General features: G+C 37.0%; 17 protein-coding genes and 1 tRNA gene. 9 read left to right on the forward strand and 9 right to left on the reverse strand.

Going from position 1 to position 17216, the window contains the following annotated elements; translation table 11 throughout:
- Positions 1–145 precede the first annotated feature (145 nt).
- The 6 genes from Q4493_RS11580 to Q4493_RS11605 all read left to right on the forward strand — a co-directional run bounded on the left by Q4493_RS11580 (position 146) and on the right by Q4493_RS11605 (position 7531).
- Positions 146–1597: a tagaturonate reductase gene (locus tag Q4493_RS11580; protein ID WP_303452758.1), complete on the forward strand. Its 1452-nt coding sequence runs from the start codon at positions 146–148 to the stop codon at positions 1595–1597.
- Positions 1598–1606: 9 nt separating this feature from the next.
- The gene (locus tag Q4493_RS11585) at positions 1607–3094 is read left to right on the forward strand and encodes a UxaA family hydrolase (protein WP_303452760.1); all 1488 of its coding nucleotides are present in this window, start codon (positions 1607–1609) and stop codon (positions 3092–3094) included.
- Positions 3094–4056 (forward strand): sugar kinase, encoded by a 963-nt coding sequence (locus Q4493_RS11590; protein WP_303452762.1) that lies wholly within the window; start codon positions 3094–3096, stop codon positions 4054–4056. The genes Q4493_RS11585 and Q4493_RS11590 overlap by 1 nt, the downstream gene beginning before the upstream one ends.
- 73 nt (positions 4057–4129) lie before the next feature.
- The gene (locus tag Q4493_RS11595) at positions 4130–5212 is read left to right on the forward strand and encodes a polysaccharide lyase (protein ID WP_303452765.1); all 1083 of its coding nucleotides are present in this window, start codon (positions 4130–4132) and stop codon (positions 5210–5212) included.
- A 36-nt stretch (positions 5213–5248) separates the two neighbouring features.
- Positions 5249–6637 carry a polysaccharide lyase family 1 protein gene (locus tag Q4493_RS11600; RefSeq protein WP_303452767.1) on the forward strand — a complete coding sequence of 463 codons (1389 nt, stop codon included), beginning with the start codon at positions 5249–5251 and terminating at the stop codon, positions 6635–6637.
- 282 nt (positions 6638–6919) lie between these two features.
- Positions 6920–7531: a glycerophosphodiester phosphodiesterase gene (locus Q4493_RS11605; RefSeq protein WP_303452769.1), complete on the forward strand. Its 612-nt coding sequence runs from the start codon at positions 6920–6922 to the stop codon at positions 7529–7531.
- Between the two features lie 241 nt (positions 7532–7772).
- Here Q4493_RS11605 and Q4493_RS11610 read toward each other — a convergent pair.
- The 7 genes from Q4493_RS11610 to rlmE all read right to left on the reverse strand — a co-directional run bounded on the left by Q4493_RS11610 (position 7773) and on the right by rlmE (position 14117).
- A tRNA-Leu gene (locus Q4493_RS11610) sits at positions 7773–7857 on the reverse strand.
- A 16-nt stretch (positions 7858–7873) separates the two neighbouring features.
- Positions 7874–8272 (reverse strand): preprotein translocase subunit SecG, encoded by a 399-nt coding sequence (gene secG / locus Q4493_RS11615; protein ID WP_303452936.1) that lies wholly within the window; start codon positions 8270–8272, stop codon positions 7874–7876.
- Positions 8273–8281: 9 nt separating this feature from the next.
- Complete coding sequence (gene tpiA, locus Q4493_RS11620; RefSeq protein ID WP_303452771.1) at positions 8282–9049, reverse strand: triose-phosphate isomerase; 768 nt, start codon at positions 9047–9049, stop codon at positions 8282–8284.
- A 100-nt stretch (positions 9050–9149) separates the two neighbouring features.
- Positions 9150–10484: a phosphoglucosamine mutase gene (gene glmM, locus Q4493_RS11625; RefSeq protein ID WP_303452773.1), complete on the reverse strand. Its 1335-nt coding sequence runs from the start codon at positions 10482–10484 to the stop codon at positions 9150–9152.
- A gap of 23 nt (positions 10485–10507) precedes the next feature.
- The gene (folP, locus tag Q4493_RS11630; RefSeq protein WP_303452938.1) at positions 10508–11293 is read right to left on the reverse strand and encodes a dihydropteroate synthase; all 786 of its coding nucleotides are present in this window, start codon (positions 11291–11293) and stop codon (positions 10508–10510) included.
- Between the two features lie 153 nt (positions 11294–11446).
- Positions 11447–13396, reverse strand: coding sequence for an ATP-dependent zinc metalloprotease FtsH (gene ftsH, locus Q4493_RS11635; RefSeq protein ID WP_303452775.1), 1950 nt, complete (start codon positions 13394–13396; stop codon positions 11447–11449).
- A gap of 91 nt (positions 13397–13487) precedes the next feature.
- Entirely contained in the window at positions 13488–14117 is a 630-nt protein-coding gene (rlmE, locus tag Q4493_RS11640; RefSeq protein WP_303452777.1) for a 23S rRNA (uridine(2552)-2'-O)-methyltransferase RlmE, read from the reverse strand.
- Positions 14118–14240: 123 nt separating this feature from the next.
- Between rlmE and yhbY the strand changes: the two genes are divergently transcribed.
- Complete coding sequence (yhbY, locus tag Q4493_RS11645) at positions 14241–14537, forward strand: ribosome assembly RNA-binding protein YhbY (RefSeq protein WP_303452779.1); 297 nt, start codon at positions 14241–14243, stop codon at positions 14535–14537.
- A 142-nt stretch (positions 14538–14679) separates the two neighbouring features.
- Here yhbY and Q4493_RS11650 read toward each other — a convergent pair whose 3' ends face one another.
- Positions 14680–15060, reverse strand: coding sequence for a DUF3192 domain-containing protein (locus Q4493_RS11650; protein ID WP_303452781.1), 381 nt, complete (start codon positions 15058–15060; stop codon positions 14680–14682).
- 176 nt (positions 15061–15236) lie between these two features.
- Between Q4493_RS11650 and Q4493_RS11655 the strand changes: the two genes are divergently transcribed.
- Positions 15237–15545, forward strand: a complete 309-nt coding sequence (locus Q4493_RS11655) for a hypothetical protein (protein WP_303452783.1) — start codon at positions 15237–15239, stop codon at positions 15543–15545.
- Here Q4493_RS11655 and syd read toward each other — a convergent pair.
- Positions 15542–16120, reverse strand: a complete 579-nt coding sequence (gene syd, locus Q4493_RS11660; protein WP_303452785.1) for a SecY-interacting protein — start codon at positions 16118–16120, stop codon at positions 15542–15544. The two genes, Q4493_RS11655 and syd, sit on opposite strands and share 4 nt — an antisense overlap.
- A gap of 64 nt (positions 16121–16184) precedes the next feature.
- On the opposite strand from syd, the gene queF reads away from it, so the two are divergent.
- Positions 16185–17030, forward strand: coding sequence for an NADPH-dependent 7-cyano-7-deazaguanine reductase QueF (gene queF, locus Q4493_RS11665; RefSeq protein WP_303452787.1), 846 nt, complete (start codon positions 16185–16187; stop codon positions 17028–17030).
- Positions 17031–17216 lie beyond the last annotated feature (186 nt).

Genomic DNA, 17216 nt, shown 5'->3' on the forward strand with positions numbered 1-17216 from the left:
ATCATTCTTTTAGAATCGTAGATTGCCACGATGTGGTTAATGAAGTCTATTTTTCGCTACCGGTGGCAATTTGTCAAATATTATTTGCCACCGGTGGCAAATTTAAGTAGGATATAAAAAACGCAAAAGCAATATAGGTTTAATCATGCAAACATTAAATAGGAAAAATTTTAATAAAAACAGTTACCCAACCAAAATTATGCAGTTTGGTGAAGGAAACTTTTTACGGGCTTTTGTTGATTGGCAAATAGACAAATTAAATGAAACAAGTGACTTAAATGCAGGTATCGCGATTATCAGACCAATTGACTATGATGCCCTGCCCTTATTAAATGAACAAGATGGTTTATACACCACAGTGATTCGCGGTATTAATGAGTCAGGAGATACCGTAGCGGAGCAACGTATAATAAGCTCGGTAAATGAAGAAATTCCAGTGTATAAAGAGTTTGGCAAATTTTTAGCGCTAGCCGAGAATCCGGATTTAAAAATTATTTTTTCTAATACCACAGAAGCGGGTATTGAATATATTGATACAGATAAGTTAGCTGATGCGCCAGCGAAAGCATTCCCGGCAAAGTTAACGCAATGGTTACATCATCGTTTTAACACTTTCAAAGGCGAAAATGACGCAGGTGTAGTGATTATTCCGTGCGAATTAATTGACTATAATGGTGAAAAATTAAAAGAAATCGTCTTTCAATACTGCCAACTTTGGCAACTAGACAATGAATTTATCGAGTGGTTAGAAAATAGTAATCACTTTTGTTCAAGCTTAGTTGACAGAATTGTAACTGGCTTTCCGCGCGATGAACATGCAGCACTTCAAGAAGAATTCGGTTACTTAGATAACTTTATGGTTACCGCTGAGTACTTTCATTTATTTGTTATTCAAGGGCCAGACTTTTTATCCGATTTATTATGTTTAGAAAATTCAGATCTCAACATTAAAATTGTCGATGACATTTCACCCTTTAAACAACGTAAAGTTGCTATTCTTAATGGTGCTCATACGGCACTTGTACCACTTGCGTATATGGCTAATATCAATACGGTTGGCGATGCATTAAATTCACCTTTATTTGAACGTTATTTAAAAGCCCTGATTTTTAATGAAATTATTCCAACGTTAGATTTACCTAAAGATGAATTAGAGTCGTTTGCCAACGATGTGCTTAATCGCTTTAGAAATCCTTATATTTGCCATTTGTTGATGTCTATCTCGTTAAACAGCATGACAAAATTTAAAACACGTTTGTTACCGCAATTATTAAAATTTGTTGACATTAAACAAGCAATACCACCACAACTTGCTCTAGCTTTTGCCGGTCAAATTTTATTTTATCGAGGTAATCGAAATGGTGAATTTATTGACTTGTCAGACAGTGAGCAATGGGTTGATATTTTCAACCAGCTTTGGCGCAAATACGACACAGGTGTCATCGATTTGCACACTTTAGTCAATGAAGTGTTATCAGCGCAATGGCACTGGGAAACAGATCTTAGCCAAATAAATGGTTTCGCTTTGGCTGTTTGTGATTATTTAGCAGCCATGTTGGCCGATGGCGTTGAAAAAACGATCGCAAATACCCTTTAGGTTATAACAATGAAAGAACTAATTAAATTACATCATAGCGATACCGTTGCTATCGCATTACAAGATTTGACTAGTGGTCAAACGATTAATGTAAATGAAGTCACGATAACGCTAAAAGAAGATATAGGTAAAGGGCATAAAGTTGCGCTTGTTGATTTAAAGAAAGACGATCAAGTGATCAAATATGGCGCGCCAATTGGTTATGCGTTGTCTGAAATTTCACAAGGGGCATGGGTCCATACACAAAATATTAAAACCAATTTGCATGATGAATTAAGCTATCAATATAAGCCTGACTTTTTGCCCCCCACTACAGCGGTTGATTCACCGCCTGTCAACATTTACCGTCGGGCTAATGGTGAAGTAGCTATACGCAATGAAATTTGGTTGATCCCTACTGTTGGTTGTGTGAATGGCATGATCAACCAAATGAAAAAAGAATTTTTAGCCCAACATCCTGATCTTGATATTGATGGAATTCATACTTTTCCTCATCAATTTGGTTGTTCACAATTAGGTGATGACTTAGAAACCACGCGTATTTTATTACAAAACATGGTGTTACATCCAAATGCAGGTGGCGCATTAGTGGTTGGGTTAGGCTGTGAAAATAACCAGCTTTCAGTATTTAAAGAAAGTTTAGGTGATTTCGATGATAAACGCGTGAAGTTTCTGATAACCCAGCAATCTGATGATGAAGTCGCAGATGGTGTTGCGCTATTAGAAGAAATCTACAGCGAAGTTAAAAAAGATAAACGCGAAGCAGGTCGCTTATCTGAAGTTAAATTTGGTCTAGAATGTGGAGGAAGTGATGGGCTTTCAGGCATAACTGCCAATCCACTTCTAGGCTATTTTTCTGATTATTTAATTGCACAAGGTGGCACAACAGTACTCACTGAAGTGCCCGAAATGTTTGGTGCTGAAACCATTTTAATGTCGCGTTGTAAAGACAAAGCCACTTTTTATGACTTGGTTGATATGGTTAATAATTTTAAGCGTTATTATACCGATCATAACCAACCTATTTATGAAAACCCCTCGCCCGGTAACAAAGATGGCGGTATTACGACACTAGAGGATAAATCTCTTGGTTGTACGCAAAAAGCCGGCAGTAGCCAAGTGCAAGCGGTTTTAAAATATGGTCAGCGACTTTCTGTACCTGGGCTCAACCTACTTGAAGCTCCCGGTAATGATCCTATTGCCACCAGCGCATTAGCATCAACGGGTTGTCATATGGTGTTATTTACTACCGGTCGTGGTACGCCTTATGGCGGCTTTGTACCTACCCTGAAAATAGCGACGAATAGTGAACTTGCCAATAAGAAAAAGAGATGGATTGATTTTAATGCTGGTGTTCTGGCTGAAAATAAAACCATGGAAGAAGTACACCATGATTTCATTCATTTACTTGTTGAAATTGTCAATGGCAAACAAGCCTGGAATGAAGTAAACGACATTCGTGAAGTAGCCATTTGGAAAAAGGGAGTAACACTATAATGGCTAAAAAGAAGATAGCAATTATCGGCGAATGCATGATTGAATTATCCGGTCAGCCTTTTTCTCCTATGAGGCAAAACTATGGCGGTGATACCATCAACACCGCCATATACCTCAACATGCTAAGCAATAGCGCTATTGATACCCATTATGTAACCAGTATGGGAGCAGACCCGCTGAGCACTGCGATTGTTAATAAATGGCAAGAGCATGGTGTTGCTACCGATTTTGTTTTAACGAACCCTGATAAACATGCGGGTTTATATATGATTCAAAATGATGCAGACGGCGAACGAACGTTTCAATATTGGCGCAATGATTCTGCCGCTAAATATCTTATTCAGCATGAAAAGTTTATGGGTGTACTCGACACAATCAATCAATTTGACGCGGTATATTTGTCAGGTATTTCACTGGCAATTTTAACTGAAGAAGATTGTCATTTACTGCTTGGTTATATTGCAAAATTAAAAGCCAATGGCGTTAAATTTATTTACGACAGTAATTATCGCCCAAGTTTATGGTCAAGCAAGAATCATTGCGTAACCGCCAATAATAAAGCTTATAGCATGGCAGATCTTGCACTAGTAACTTTCGATGATGAAGCACTATTATGGCAAGACTCACACATTGAAGAGACCCGAGCTCGCTTACATAAAGTTGGCGTAACAGCTTTAGTGGTAAAAGATGGTGCAAATGGCTGCCAATACAGTGAGCTCAATCACAATAACGACATCATAGTGTTTAAGTACTCAACTCAGGCTGTTGATCAGATAGTAGACACTACTGCTGCTGGCGACTCATTTAATGCAGGCTTTTTATCTCAGTGGCTGCTAGGACATTCAATAGAGCAAAGCGCACATTGCGGCAATGCGCTTGCTCGACAAGTGATCCAACAACAAGGCGCTATAGTACCTATCGACAAAACGTTAATAGTAACTGCTTTGCAAATATCACCTTAATTTAACTATTGAATTCATTTACCTTATTTTTCACTTATTTTATTTATATCTTAGCTAAGCAGGTGTCACGCTCATGAGTAACATTAATAAAACATTTTTTTATCACCTGCTCATCATCAGCATTGTGTTTTTGGCATTTGCTATATTCACAAACGCACTAGCGAATACGCCGCCCATCGGCTTAGCACCCGATAAGATCTTGTACGTCGATAAAAATAATCCTGACGCCTTTCACACGATTCAAGCAGCAATTAACCATAGCAGTGAGTATAAGTCAGTGATCGTACTCATTGCGCCAGGTTATTATAAGGAAAAACTCTTTATCACGAGAAATAATCTCAGTTTAGTGGGCAGTTCGGCAAAAAGCAGCATCATCGCATTTGACGAATTACGTAGTAATTGGCGAGAGAATCATCAAAGTGATTGGGGGGCAGCCGTGATTAATATCGCAGGTAGTGATATTAATATTGTGAATTTAACCGTGATTAATAATTATGGTAGAAAGCATAATACCTCTGAGCACCAGTTTGCGATCAGAGGTTTTGAAAATGCCACTAGGATCACCTTACATCAATGTCATATGATTGCCGATGGCGCTGACACAGTCAGCTTATGGAATAAAAAAAATGGCATGTATTATCATTCTTACTGCACATTTGAAGGCTATACCGACATGGTATGTCCACGCGGAAGTGCATTAATCGAAAACTCTACGTTTATAAACCATAAACAATCAGCAACCTTATGGCACGATGGCGAATTAGATCCACAGCAAAAACTCGTGGTAAAAAATAGTTATTTCAAAGGTACACCAGGTTATTTATTAGCGAGACACCATTATGATGCGCAGTTTTATCTTATCGATAATCATTTCTCTAAAGAGATGGCAGACACGGCTATTTTTAAAAAAACATATAACGACACGTCTAAAAATAGAGCAAATAAATATGGCAGCCGATATTTCTTTTATAATAACCAATCAGAAAATAGCTATCCGTGGCTAAAAAATAACTTTGTACCTGATGACAATTATTTAGGGCATCAAACATATGAGCAATGGGTATTTGATAATCAATGGTCGCCAAAACAACACTTAGCAATAATAGAAAAAGCCATTACAGAAACGGCATTTGCATTTGATGGCTTCTCTTATTGATATAACGAATAAACGTTTTAACAAGGTAATTAGCAAATGAAAACATTAACGACCTTAGTCGCGACTATCTCTTTACTTGTGTGGTTTATTTCTCCCGTAGCTTATGCTGATCACTTCGTTAAAAAAAATCTCGCTTTCCCTGGGGCAAAAGGGTTTGGTCAATATTCTCAAGGTGGCAAAGGTGGCGATGTTTATATTGTGAATACGTTAGCAGATGATCCGAAAAATCCGCTCAAAGGCAGTTTACGTTATGCGCTAAAAAGAAAGCATCCTAGAACTATCGTTTTTTCTGTCTCTGGTGTTATCCATCTAAAATCACCAATAATTATCAAAAGTGGCTATCTCACCATTGCTGGACAAAGCTCACCAGGTGGCATCACAATAGCTGGTGCTCCCATTAAAGTTTCCAACACAGAACATATCATTATTCGTTACATGCGCTTTAGACTAGGTACTTTTGGGCTTGCAGAAGATGCTATGTCGGTAAGAGACAGCTCTGATGTGATTATCGATCATTGCTCTTTTAGTTGGGCAGTAGATGAAGTTGCCAGTTTTTATAATAATACTCGATTTACTCTCCAACACTCCATTATTGCCTATAGCTTAAATGATTCAATTCATCCAAAAGGAAAACATGGTTATGGCGGCATTTGGGGGGGGAATGAAGCAAGTTTTCTTAATAATGTAATCGCCAATCATAATAGCAGAACACCTCGCCTTAACGGCCATAGATTAAAACCACCCTACCCACAAAAATTTGAGTTTGTGGAAATGGCGAACAACGTTATTTATAACTGGGGATCAAATAATATCTATGGCAGTGAAAATGGTCGATTCAATTTGATCAACAACTACTATATACCGGGTAAAAATAGTAAAGCTAAACAATTCATCGATCTTTGGTATTCTCCTCAACTCAGTAAACAGCAAGCATATATTAAGGGTAACTTTTACTATAGTGCTGCTGAGCTAACTAAAAATAACCACCTTGGTGTTATGTATCGTTTAGCCAAAAAAGCGAAAAAAAAAGTTATTTCGGCCAGTAATCCCTTACTGAGTCAGACCCCTTTAGTACCGTTTCAACATCCTGATTACATAAATCATTTTGAAAGTGCTGAAGTTAGTTATAAACAGTTAATTGACTCTCACAATGTAGGTGCAAATAGAAATGCGAATGGCGTTTTTATTGATAATATCGATCAGTTAATACTTCAGCAAATTTCTACTGAAAAGCAGCAGCCACAAGCAAAACTAATAAACCATGAGTTTGAATTAATAAAAAGCTGGGTTGATTATCAAAAACAATTTACTGCTTTTCCAAACATCAAAGATAAAAATCAAGATGGCATAAACGATACTTGGGCATTATCACCCCAAAAAAATGCAAAAAACATTTACAGATATTTAAATTCATTAACCAAATAAAATCTATAAATGCCAAAAAGATAGACGTTCTTCGCCTGTTACTCTAGCTCAAAAAAACTAATGAATTAACGTAGAAATATAGTTTAGCCTCTGAATAGGATTTTTAATTTCAGATAGTGTATTCACTAAATTTAGCAGCACTAGTAGTCAATGAATTTTAGGGTTACAAAACTCTAGTATTAATAATAAAACAGTGAAAGAATAAAGATTGATTTACTTGCTATGCATTGAAATAAGCCTATAGCTAAATGTTTATAAACGATTAAATAAAAAGGAATAACATTGTTAAAAAGAAGTATTTTTTTCCCGATTTTACTTTTGTTACTTATGTCTTGCGGTGAGTCATCTACATCTAAAGATTTACCTTTAGCTGAACTAATCTCGCATAGAGGACTTAATGAAAATAAACTCGACGGCTTTGACGCTGCTATAGTTTATGGTTATCGTTTACTAGAGGCTGATGTACGGATAAGGAACGGTATCCCTGTATTACTTCATGATGATATTGAATGTTTAGATTGTACAGCTTTAGTTGATTTGCTTGAACTAGCAGAACAAGAAGAGGTAACTTTATTTTTAGAGTTCAAAGAATTTAAAGCAATTGACGCATCACTCGCTTTGATAAGTCAATTTAATGTTGATGTGGTACTTATTTCAAATAATGCTAACGATCTTATTTATATTAACTCTGTTTCAAATTATAGTTTAGGGTACATAACATTAAGTGATTATGATTTAGCCAGTTTACCAAGTATTGATTATCTATTAATTGACCACCAAAAGGTAAATAAATGCATAGACGGAATTCAATGTGTTGCATGGACGGTAACGAAAAGGAAGCAATTCGATAAAATAAAGCACAAAGTAGATTATGTTATAGCAGACCTATTTTAACGCTAATTATAATTAGGTTTTACTCTACTCGTATCATATTTCTCAGTTTGCTCTGACTTGTAGCCTTATTATCTTGCTTTGGCTAAGTAGAATATTCGCGAGTAACCGCTTCATTGCGGTTTTTTATTGCCTAAAACCTTTAAATTCTGACTACTGTATAAGGTTCCGGATAGGTTCCGTGATTTTAAAAATACGGAAAACAAAAAAGGCCAGTATCGCTACAGGCCTTATTCTATATAGTTGGTGCAGATGGAGAGACTCGAACTCTCACGCCCTAAGGCACCACCCCCTCAAGGTGGCGCGTCTACCAATTCCGCCACATCTGCATTTTAAAATTGTTTATTAATCTGGGATATCGCTGTTATCAGCTGTTTTCTTTTCAGCGGCAGCAGGCACGTCAGCATTTTCAGAAGTAACAGGTTCTGCACTTTCTTGAATAGGTGCATCATTACCAGGAATGGTTTGTTCTACTGGTGCTGCTAACTCGTTCCACTCATCGCTTGACTTCACGCGGTTTGCAGTTAAGTTACCCAATACTAAACTGATAACAAAAAATGCAATGGCTAACCAAGTCGTCGCCTTAGTTAAAAAGTTACCTGAGCCACTTGAGCCAAATATAGTTGCTGAAGAGCCAGCACCAAATGAAGCGCCCATATCAGCACCTTTACCTTGCTGAATTAACACTAAACCTATTAAGCAAACTGCTACAATAAGGTAAATTACTATTAAACTTTGATACAACATATTTTACTATCCTTTCGCAGCCGAACAAATAACTTTAAATTCGTCGACTTTTAAACTAGCACCGCCAATCAACCCACCATCGATATCTGGTTGCGCAAATAATGTTTCGCAGTTAGAAGCATTAACACTTCCACCGTAAAGTAATGGCACTTTGTTCGCGACTTCAGCATTACTCAGAGCAAGAAACTCTCGAATAAACTGATGCGTTTGTTGTGCCATTTCAGGTGATGCTGTTTTTCCTGTACCTATTGCCCAAACAGGCTCGTACGCAATAACAACATCATCAAATTTTTCAATACCAATATTGTCAATCACCGACTGTAATTGTGCCGATAATACAACATTAGTTTGCTCGTTTTCTCGCTCTGACTCACTTTCACCGATACATAATATAGGTGTTAAGCCCGCATTAAGTACACAAGCCACTTTTTCAGCAACTAACGTGGATGATTCTTGATAAATATCACGTCTTTCTGAATGCCCTACAATAACATATTGTACAGCGCATTCCTTCAACATATCGACAGATATTTCACCCGTATATGCACCACTTTGATGTTCACTGACATTTTGACTACCTAAGTGAATACTTTTTTGTAAGCTTTCACGTCGCGCTATATCAGTAAATGAAGCAAGGTAAGGAAAGCTTGGACATACTACCACATCGACATTTTCAGCCAATTCTATTGCATTCAATCCTGTAATCATTTCATTGATTAGCGATAAGTTGCCATTCATTTTCCAGTTGGCAGCAACAATTGAGCGTCTTTTCATTTGTCTTTCCTAAATCAAAGCGGCGAGATATTAACGAACCTACTCACAAGATACAAGTATTTCACATAATAACTTGTTCATTTGCTCAATATTCAACCGGTTAACAAGCTTTTTTAACAGCTTCAGCAATTTCGTTCGCCAATGCAGTCACTTCATTAAGTTCTGGCCCTTCAACCATAACGCGAATTAATGGCTCTGTTCCTGACTTTCTTAATAACACTCGACCACGCCCAGTAAGCTTTTCATTGACTTTATGAACCGAAGAAACCACTGAGTCTGCTTGTAATGGATCGTTATCACCAGAGAAGCGAACATTCACTAGCACTTGCGGGAGTTTGGTCATACCTTGACGTAACTCAAATAAACTTTGTCCAGACGAGCAAACGGCCGTTAAAACATTTAACGCGGCAATAATACCATCGCCTGTTGAGGTATGTCTTAAGTTTATAACATGACCTGAGTTTTCAGCGCCTAATTGCCAACCATTTTGCTTAAGCATTTCCATCACATAACGATCGCCTACTTTACTTCGCGCAAAAGGTACTCCCATGTCCGCTAACGCTAATTCAAGTCCCATATTACTCATTAGCGTGCCAACAACCCCGCGAATACTACCAGACTTTAAATCATGACTGGCTATGACATAAACACATTCATCACCATCAACAACATAACCTGTGTGATCAACCATCATTAAACGGTCACCATCACCGTCTAAGGCAATACCTAAATCAGCTTGATGCTCAACTACCGCAGCACTTATGGCATCCATTGAGGTTGCACCACAACCATCATTGATATTTTTACCATTGGGTGAAGTACCAATTTCAATGACCTCAGCCCCTAATTCTCTAAAAACGTTAGGTGCAATATGATAAGTTGCGCCATGGGCACAATCGACAACTATTTTCATACCCGACAAAGAATATTCACTTGGGAAGTTACTCTTACAAAATTCGATGTAGCGCCCAGCTGCATCATCAATTCTGTTGGCGCGACCCAAATTTGCGGAATCAACACATCCCATGTCTTTATCTAGTTCAGCTTCAATGGCAAGTTCTACTTCATCAGGTAACTTTTGACCATCTTGTGAGAAAAACTTGATACCGTTATCGTAAAATGGGTTATGAGAGGCACTGATCACAATTCCTGCTTCAGCACGAAATGTTTTAGTTAAATAAGCTATAGCAGGAGTTGGCATTGGACCTAATAAGCCGATATCGATACCTGCGGCAGAAAAACCAGCTTCAAGCGCTGACTCAAACATGTAGCCAGAAATACGCGTGTCTTTGCCAATTAATACCTTTTTGGTGCCTTTAGCGGCTAAAACTTTGCCCGCGGCATAACCAAGTTTCATCACAAATTGAGGAGTAATAGGATACTGCCCTACTAATCCTCTCACGCCATCAGTACCGAAATATCTTCTTTCAGACATTTTTATTCCTTAATTTCAAAGTGTCACGCGCAGGTGGTTTTATGCGTAATTGCTAATATTTTTATTGCATCCATGGTTTCTTTAACATCATGAACTCGTACTATAGTTGCGCCATTTTGAATGGCTAATAGAGCCGTAGTGATACTACCCACTAAACGCTCTGATACTTCTCTATTTAATAAATTGCCTATCATAGATTTACGAGAAGTTCCTGACAAGAGGGGTAAACCTAATGATTTAAATGCAGCTAATTGAGACAACAATTGATAATTTTGCTCAAGTGTTTTACCAAAACCAAAACCTGGGTCTAAAATTATCCGATTTCTGTTTATACCAGCGTCTTCACATACTGCAATACGTTGTTTAAAAAAGGCAGAAATATCGTCAATTAAATCGTCGTAATGAGGATTCTGTTGCATGGTTCTAGGTTTGCCTTGCATATGCATTAAACAAACCGGCACAGAAGATTGTGCAACAACCTCTACACAATGAGCATTTTGTAATGCACGCACATCATTAATCAAATCTGCGCCATATTCTATCGCCTGAGCCATTACGTTTGATTTACTGGTATCAATTGATACCGCAACATCAAAACGCGCTTTAATCGCTTTTAATACAGGAATAATTCGAGAGATTTCATCAGATTCCGCAACATCAACAGCGCCCGGTCTTGTTGACTCACCACCTATATCGATGATACTTGCGCCCTCGTTGATCATAATCTCAACTTGGTGAAGAGCATTATCTATTTGAGTAAATTGGCCACCATCAGAAAAAGAATCAGGGGTAACGTTTAAAATGCCCATAATTTGAATATCGTTTTGATTAAAAGATATGGCTGCGGGGCTAGTTAAAATATTCAAACAAGTCTCTTATTTTTATAAATATCAAAATTAAATAAAATAAAGCCCCGATTCACTAAGTTTAAATCGAGGCTTATATTCAATAGAACAGCGAATTTATTTTGCCGGAATATCGGACGGCTTATCTAAATCAGCTTCAACTTTTTTTTCTTCATCTTTCACGTCAGTTTTAGCCGCGCCAGATTTTGGTGGTTCATTTTTATCAATGTTATCACCATGAAAGTCTGATGGTGGACGCACTTCTCTGCGCGCCATTAAATCATCAATTTGTAACGCATCTATCGTTTCATAATGCATTAACGCATCTTTCATCGAGTGCAAGATATCGATATTATCTTTTAATATTTTCTCTGCACGTTGATAGTTACGACTAACAAACTCTTTAATTTCAGCATCAATGGCTTGTGCGGTTTCATCCGACATATTTAACGATTTTGCAGAAGTACGGCCTAAAAACACTTCACCTTCTTCTTCAGCAAATAGCATAGGGCCCATTTTTTCCGATAAACCCCATTGGGTAACCATTTTACGTGCTAGTTGTGTAGCACGCTCAATATCGTTAGAAGCACCGGTTGAAACTTTATCAGCTCCATAAATCATTTCTTCGGCAATTCGACCACCGTAAAGCGATGAAATATTGCTTTCTAAATGCTGTTTAGAGTGACTAAATCTGTCTTGCTCTGGTAAGTACATAGTGACACCTAGGGCACGACCACGTGGAATAATACTCACTTTATAAACCGGGTCATGATCAGGAACTAAACGACCAACAATAGCGTGACCAGCTTCATGGTATGCAGTCATCTCTTTTTCAGACTCAGTCATTACCATTGATTTACGCTCTGAACCCATCAAGATTTTATCTTTCGCTTTTTCAAACTCTTCCATTGAAACAACACGACGAGTACAACGCGCAGCAAATAATGCCGCTTCATTCACTAAGTTCGCTAAATCAGCACCAGAAAAACCTGGCGTACCACGGGCAATTACTGATGCTTTAACATCATCACCAAGTGGCACTTTACGCATATGCACTTTTAAAATTTGTTCACGACCACGAATATCAGGTAAGCCAACAGTTACTTGACGGTCAAAACGACCAGGACGTAATAATGCAGGATCTAACACATCTGGACGGTTTGTTGCGGCAATGACAATAACGCCTTCATTACCTTCAAAACCATCCATTTCAACTAGCATTTGGTTTAGTGTTTGTTCACGTTCATCGTGACCACCACCCATACCTGCGCCACGTTGGCGACCAACGGCATCAATCTCATCAATAAAGATAATACAAGGTGCTGACTTTTTCGCTTGTTCAAACATGTCGCGTACACGTGATGCACCAACACCGACAAACATTTCAACAAAGTCTGAGCCAGAGATAGTAAAGAAAGGCACTTTTGCTTCACCAGCAATCGCTTTGGCTAATAAGGTTTTACCTGTACCAGGTTGACCAACCATAAGAACACCTGATGGGATTCTGCCACCAAGTTTTTGGAATTTTGAAGGGTCCTTTAAATAATCGACTAATTCAGAAACTTCTTCTTTCGCTTCATCACAACCGGCAACGTCAGCAAACGTTGTTTTAATTTGGTCTTCGCTCAGTAAACGAGCTTTTGATTTACCAAAAGACATGGCACCTTTTCCGCCACCGCCTTGCATTTGACGCATGAAGAAAATCCATACACCAATCAATAAAATCATTGGAAACCAAGAAACAAATATAGTCGTTAAAAAGCTTGTTTCTTCAGGTAATTCACCCGAAGCATTGACGCCTTGCTTAACAAGATCATTAATTAAGTCGCGATCGTAACCGCCAGGGATAACAGCAACAAAAGTTTCACCGCTACGTTTTACACCTTTAATGACACCATTTCGATCAACATTTGCTTCTCTAACTTGTCCTTGACGAACATCTTGAATAAAGCGCGTATAATCGACTTGCTGTTCATTAGCATTATTTGGCGTAAAACTCTGAAATACTGACATCAACACAACAGCTATTACTAACCACAAAATAAGATTTTTTGCCATATCGCTCAACTTAATGACCTCTTGATAAATTTAACACCCAACAAATATTGTTCAAAAAACAAACTCGATAAAGTGTCTTAAAATAATTATGTTTAATTTACTACAATTTAAAGCCTGTCGCTACTAGATAAACCTCTCTTGATCTCGCACGAGACGATTGAGGCTTTCGAGTTTTAACCGTTTTAAATACTTGTCGGGTTTCTTTCATAAATTGTTCAAAGCCCTCGCCTTGAAAAACTTTCACTACAAATGCACCATTTTTTTTCAAAACCTGATGACACATATCTAATGCTAACTCTACTAAATACATGCTTCGTGCAGAATCTGCGCTGTCATTGCCGGTAAAATTTGCTGCCATATCCGACATCACTACATCAATATTTTTACCATTAATGCGAGTAAGTAAGGCATCAAGAACGGCTTCTTCTCTAAAATCACCTTGCAAAAAATCGACCCCCGCAATCGGATCCATTCCTAAAATATCACAGGCAACCACTTGACCACTATCACCCACAGCTTTTACGGCATATTCAGACCAGCCACCCGGCGCAGCGCCTAAATCAACGACCTTCATTCCAGGTTTGATCAGCTTGTCTTTTTTATTGATTTCTTCAATTTTAAAAACTGCTCGAGAACGTAAGCCTAACTTCTTGGCTTTTTTTACATACTCGTCTTCAAAATGTTCCTGCATCCATTTTTGGCTGCTATTTGATAATTTACTTTTACTCATTTAGCTAACTTTTCACTTCGGTCGAATAAAAATCAAACAAAGCTTTACACGTTTTATTAGTATTACAAACAAGATGAGGGTAAAATAGCGTTAATTCAAGCTAACTTGTAACGAAAATTGTTAATGAGCCTAAATAAAAAACAAATCCAGCATTTAAAAGGGCTGGCACATTCATTAAAACCGGTTGTTTTACTAGGAAATAATGGATTAACTGAAGCGGTAGTTGCCGAAATCGATTTCGCTTTAAATCATCATGAGTTAATTAAAGTAAAAATCCCTACCGATGATAGAGAAACCAAAGGATTGATTGTTGACGCTATTTGTCGTGAAACACAATCAACGAAAGTACAAGTGATAGGTAAAACATTAGTGATTTACCGCCAATCACCTGAACAAAAAATTCGTATACCTAAATTATAACGTTTAATTTAAGCCGTTATACATTAGGGGCCGTTTAAAAATTAACAAAAAAGCCAAGTAGTTTAATCACTACTTGGCTTTTTCATTATTAGTCACTTAATTCAAAGTTATTTATTAATTATTGAGTATTGTAACAAGCGGATTAACGAGAAATGTTTCTTGAAAAATCACCACCTTGGCCGGTTTCTACAAGTTCACCATTAACAAAATACAGATAAGTACACTCATCACGTGTTGTTAAACCATCTTTATGAATGCGATTAGTACGATAAAATAAAACGCGAACAGTATCGCCCTCTTTTTCATAGGTTTCATTAAAATCTGCAACACCTAAACGGTTTGTGACATCGACAATGCTAGATTTTAAAGCAATACGACTAATTTTTTTTCTATTAGTGTATTCACGATTTTCAAAATCACTTGTCATATTATGACCATCGTCACCACCCACTGAAACAACACAACCAGTCAATGATAAGGCTAACGGAGCTGCAATAATTAACGCTAAAATAGATTTTTTCATGTTTTTTACTCTTGTGATCAAATTGTTATTTTAAATAACACTTAGCAAAACTCTCTCCAAAACTTACAACTTATTGATTCAAAATAGTTTTATCAAAATAGTTAGTAAATTAGCTAACACCTAAGCTAATATTTTCGCTAAAATATAGTTTTTTTCACGAAGACAAAGTTATCAATATGACCATCAATGATGAGATTTTAGCCATTGCTAATCGGCTTGCAAACCAAGGTAAGAAACCAACGGTGGCTTTAATAAAAACAAAGCTCTCTCAACCCGTTCCTTTACCTCAATTAATTTCTACGTTAAAAACTTGGCAACATGAGCCAAGTTTTACTGAAGTTAGCCCTGTAGAAATCGAAGAAACAAGTGAAGTTCCTATGAATAATGAAGCAATAAATGAAATCGTTAATCAAGCTATTGCTCCGTTAAAAGATGAAATTAAGACGTTAAAATTACAGATTGAACAATTAATGAATAAAAGTTAATCCGTTTCAGCAGCAATATAAATATCAGGTTGTAAAGTCGCCATAAATTCAGTTAATGAGTCCGCGATTTTTTTGTGGGGTTTGCAACCAACCCTTTCTGCCCATACTTCTCCAGTGTCATTTTCAACAGTAAGCATAATATTTTCATCATCGGTTACCGCAAAAAATAACGTGACAGCTTGTTTTAGTTTTTGCTTCATTAGTACGTGGCCGATGAGATTTTCTTGCAATCGAGCAAAGTCATCTTCACTCCAAGCAAATAATAATTGCAAATGTCCTTCTGAGCAGCTTGCTGGAATATTTTCACTAAAAATAGTGGTGAAATAGGTAATAATCGAAGGGTGAATCACTAAGTCTAGGGCACTTTCTAAATTTTCAAACGACAAAGCGGGTTTCATTTCAACCGGTCGCCAACACATTAAGTCTTGATCAAACTTGTTTTGTAAACATGGCGATGGCCACTGTTCATCATCTTCAACCAAAGGTAAATGCTGTAGTTTTTCTTGATATTGTTCAACATAGCGCTGACTAAAGGTAAGTATATTCGCTGTTAATTGTGTGTCAGTTGTTTTCATCTAACAAATAATTCCTATAAAATAATATAATGCAGCGAAAATTACTTAGCGAACCATCACTACCATGAGCCATTATAACAACGCATCAGAGTTAGATAAATTAACTTTAGGCAAAACTACACAGTACATTAGTGAATATCAACCGTCATTATTACAAAGTGTTCCTAGAAGCCTAAATAGAACAGAATTAAATCTAACCGCTGAAAATTTACCTTTTAAGGGTGAAGATATTTGGTACGGCTATGAATTATCTTGGCTTAATAATAAAGGTAAACCGGTTGTCGCGGTTGCAGAATTTTCATTTCCTTGCACTAGCCCTAATATCGTTGAATCAAAATCTTTCAAACTGTATTTAAACAGTTTTAATCAAACAAAGTTTACCGATATACATGCTGTACAAACAATACTTTGCCAAGATTTAACGAAAACTTGTGGTGCGCAAGCAAAGGTTACGCTATTTAACGTTGAGGAGTGCCCAGCGTTAAATATCAAGCAAATACCGTCTACTTGTATTGATGAACTAGATATTGAAGTTGAAGAGTATCACTTACAACCAGAGCTCTTATCTTTAGAAAATGACGAAGAAAACACCGATGAATTACTGGTATCACATTTATTAAAGTCAAATTGTTTGATCACCAATCAACCAGATTGGGCAAGTATTTATATCGATTATTCTGGAAATAAAATCAATCATAAATCGTTGTTAAAATATCTAATTTCTTTTAGGCAACATAATGAATTTCATGAACAATGTGTCGAACGCATTTTTTGCGATATTCAGCGTTATTGCCAACCAGAAAAATTAACTGTCTATGCCAGATATACACGCCGTGGTGGTTTAGATATTAACCCCTTTAGAACGACAGAAAACAATAAGCCGTTTTTCGCGCGAACAATAAGACAATAATATTCTTGTTTATAGTAATGAATTAACTAAAATTTATAATTAATTCACAGTTATTCATATACTAATGCTGACTTTTATTAAATCAGCGTATAATATTAATAAATAATTGATTATTTTATCACTTATCTATTTTACATTTTCATTAATGAATACCAACAGATAAATAATTTATTCAAGAAAACACAA

It is taken from the genome of Colwellia sp. 1_MG-2023 (genome assembly GCF_030546755.1).
GTDB lineage: Bacteria > Pseudomonadota > Gammaproteobacteria > Enterobacterales > Alteromonadaceae > Thalassotalea_H.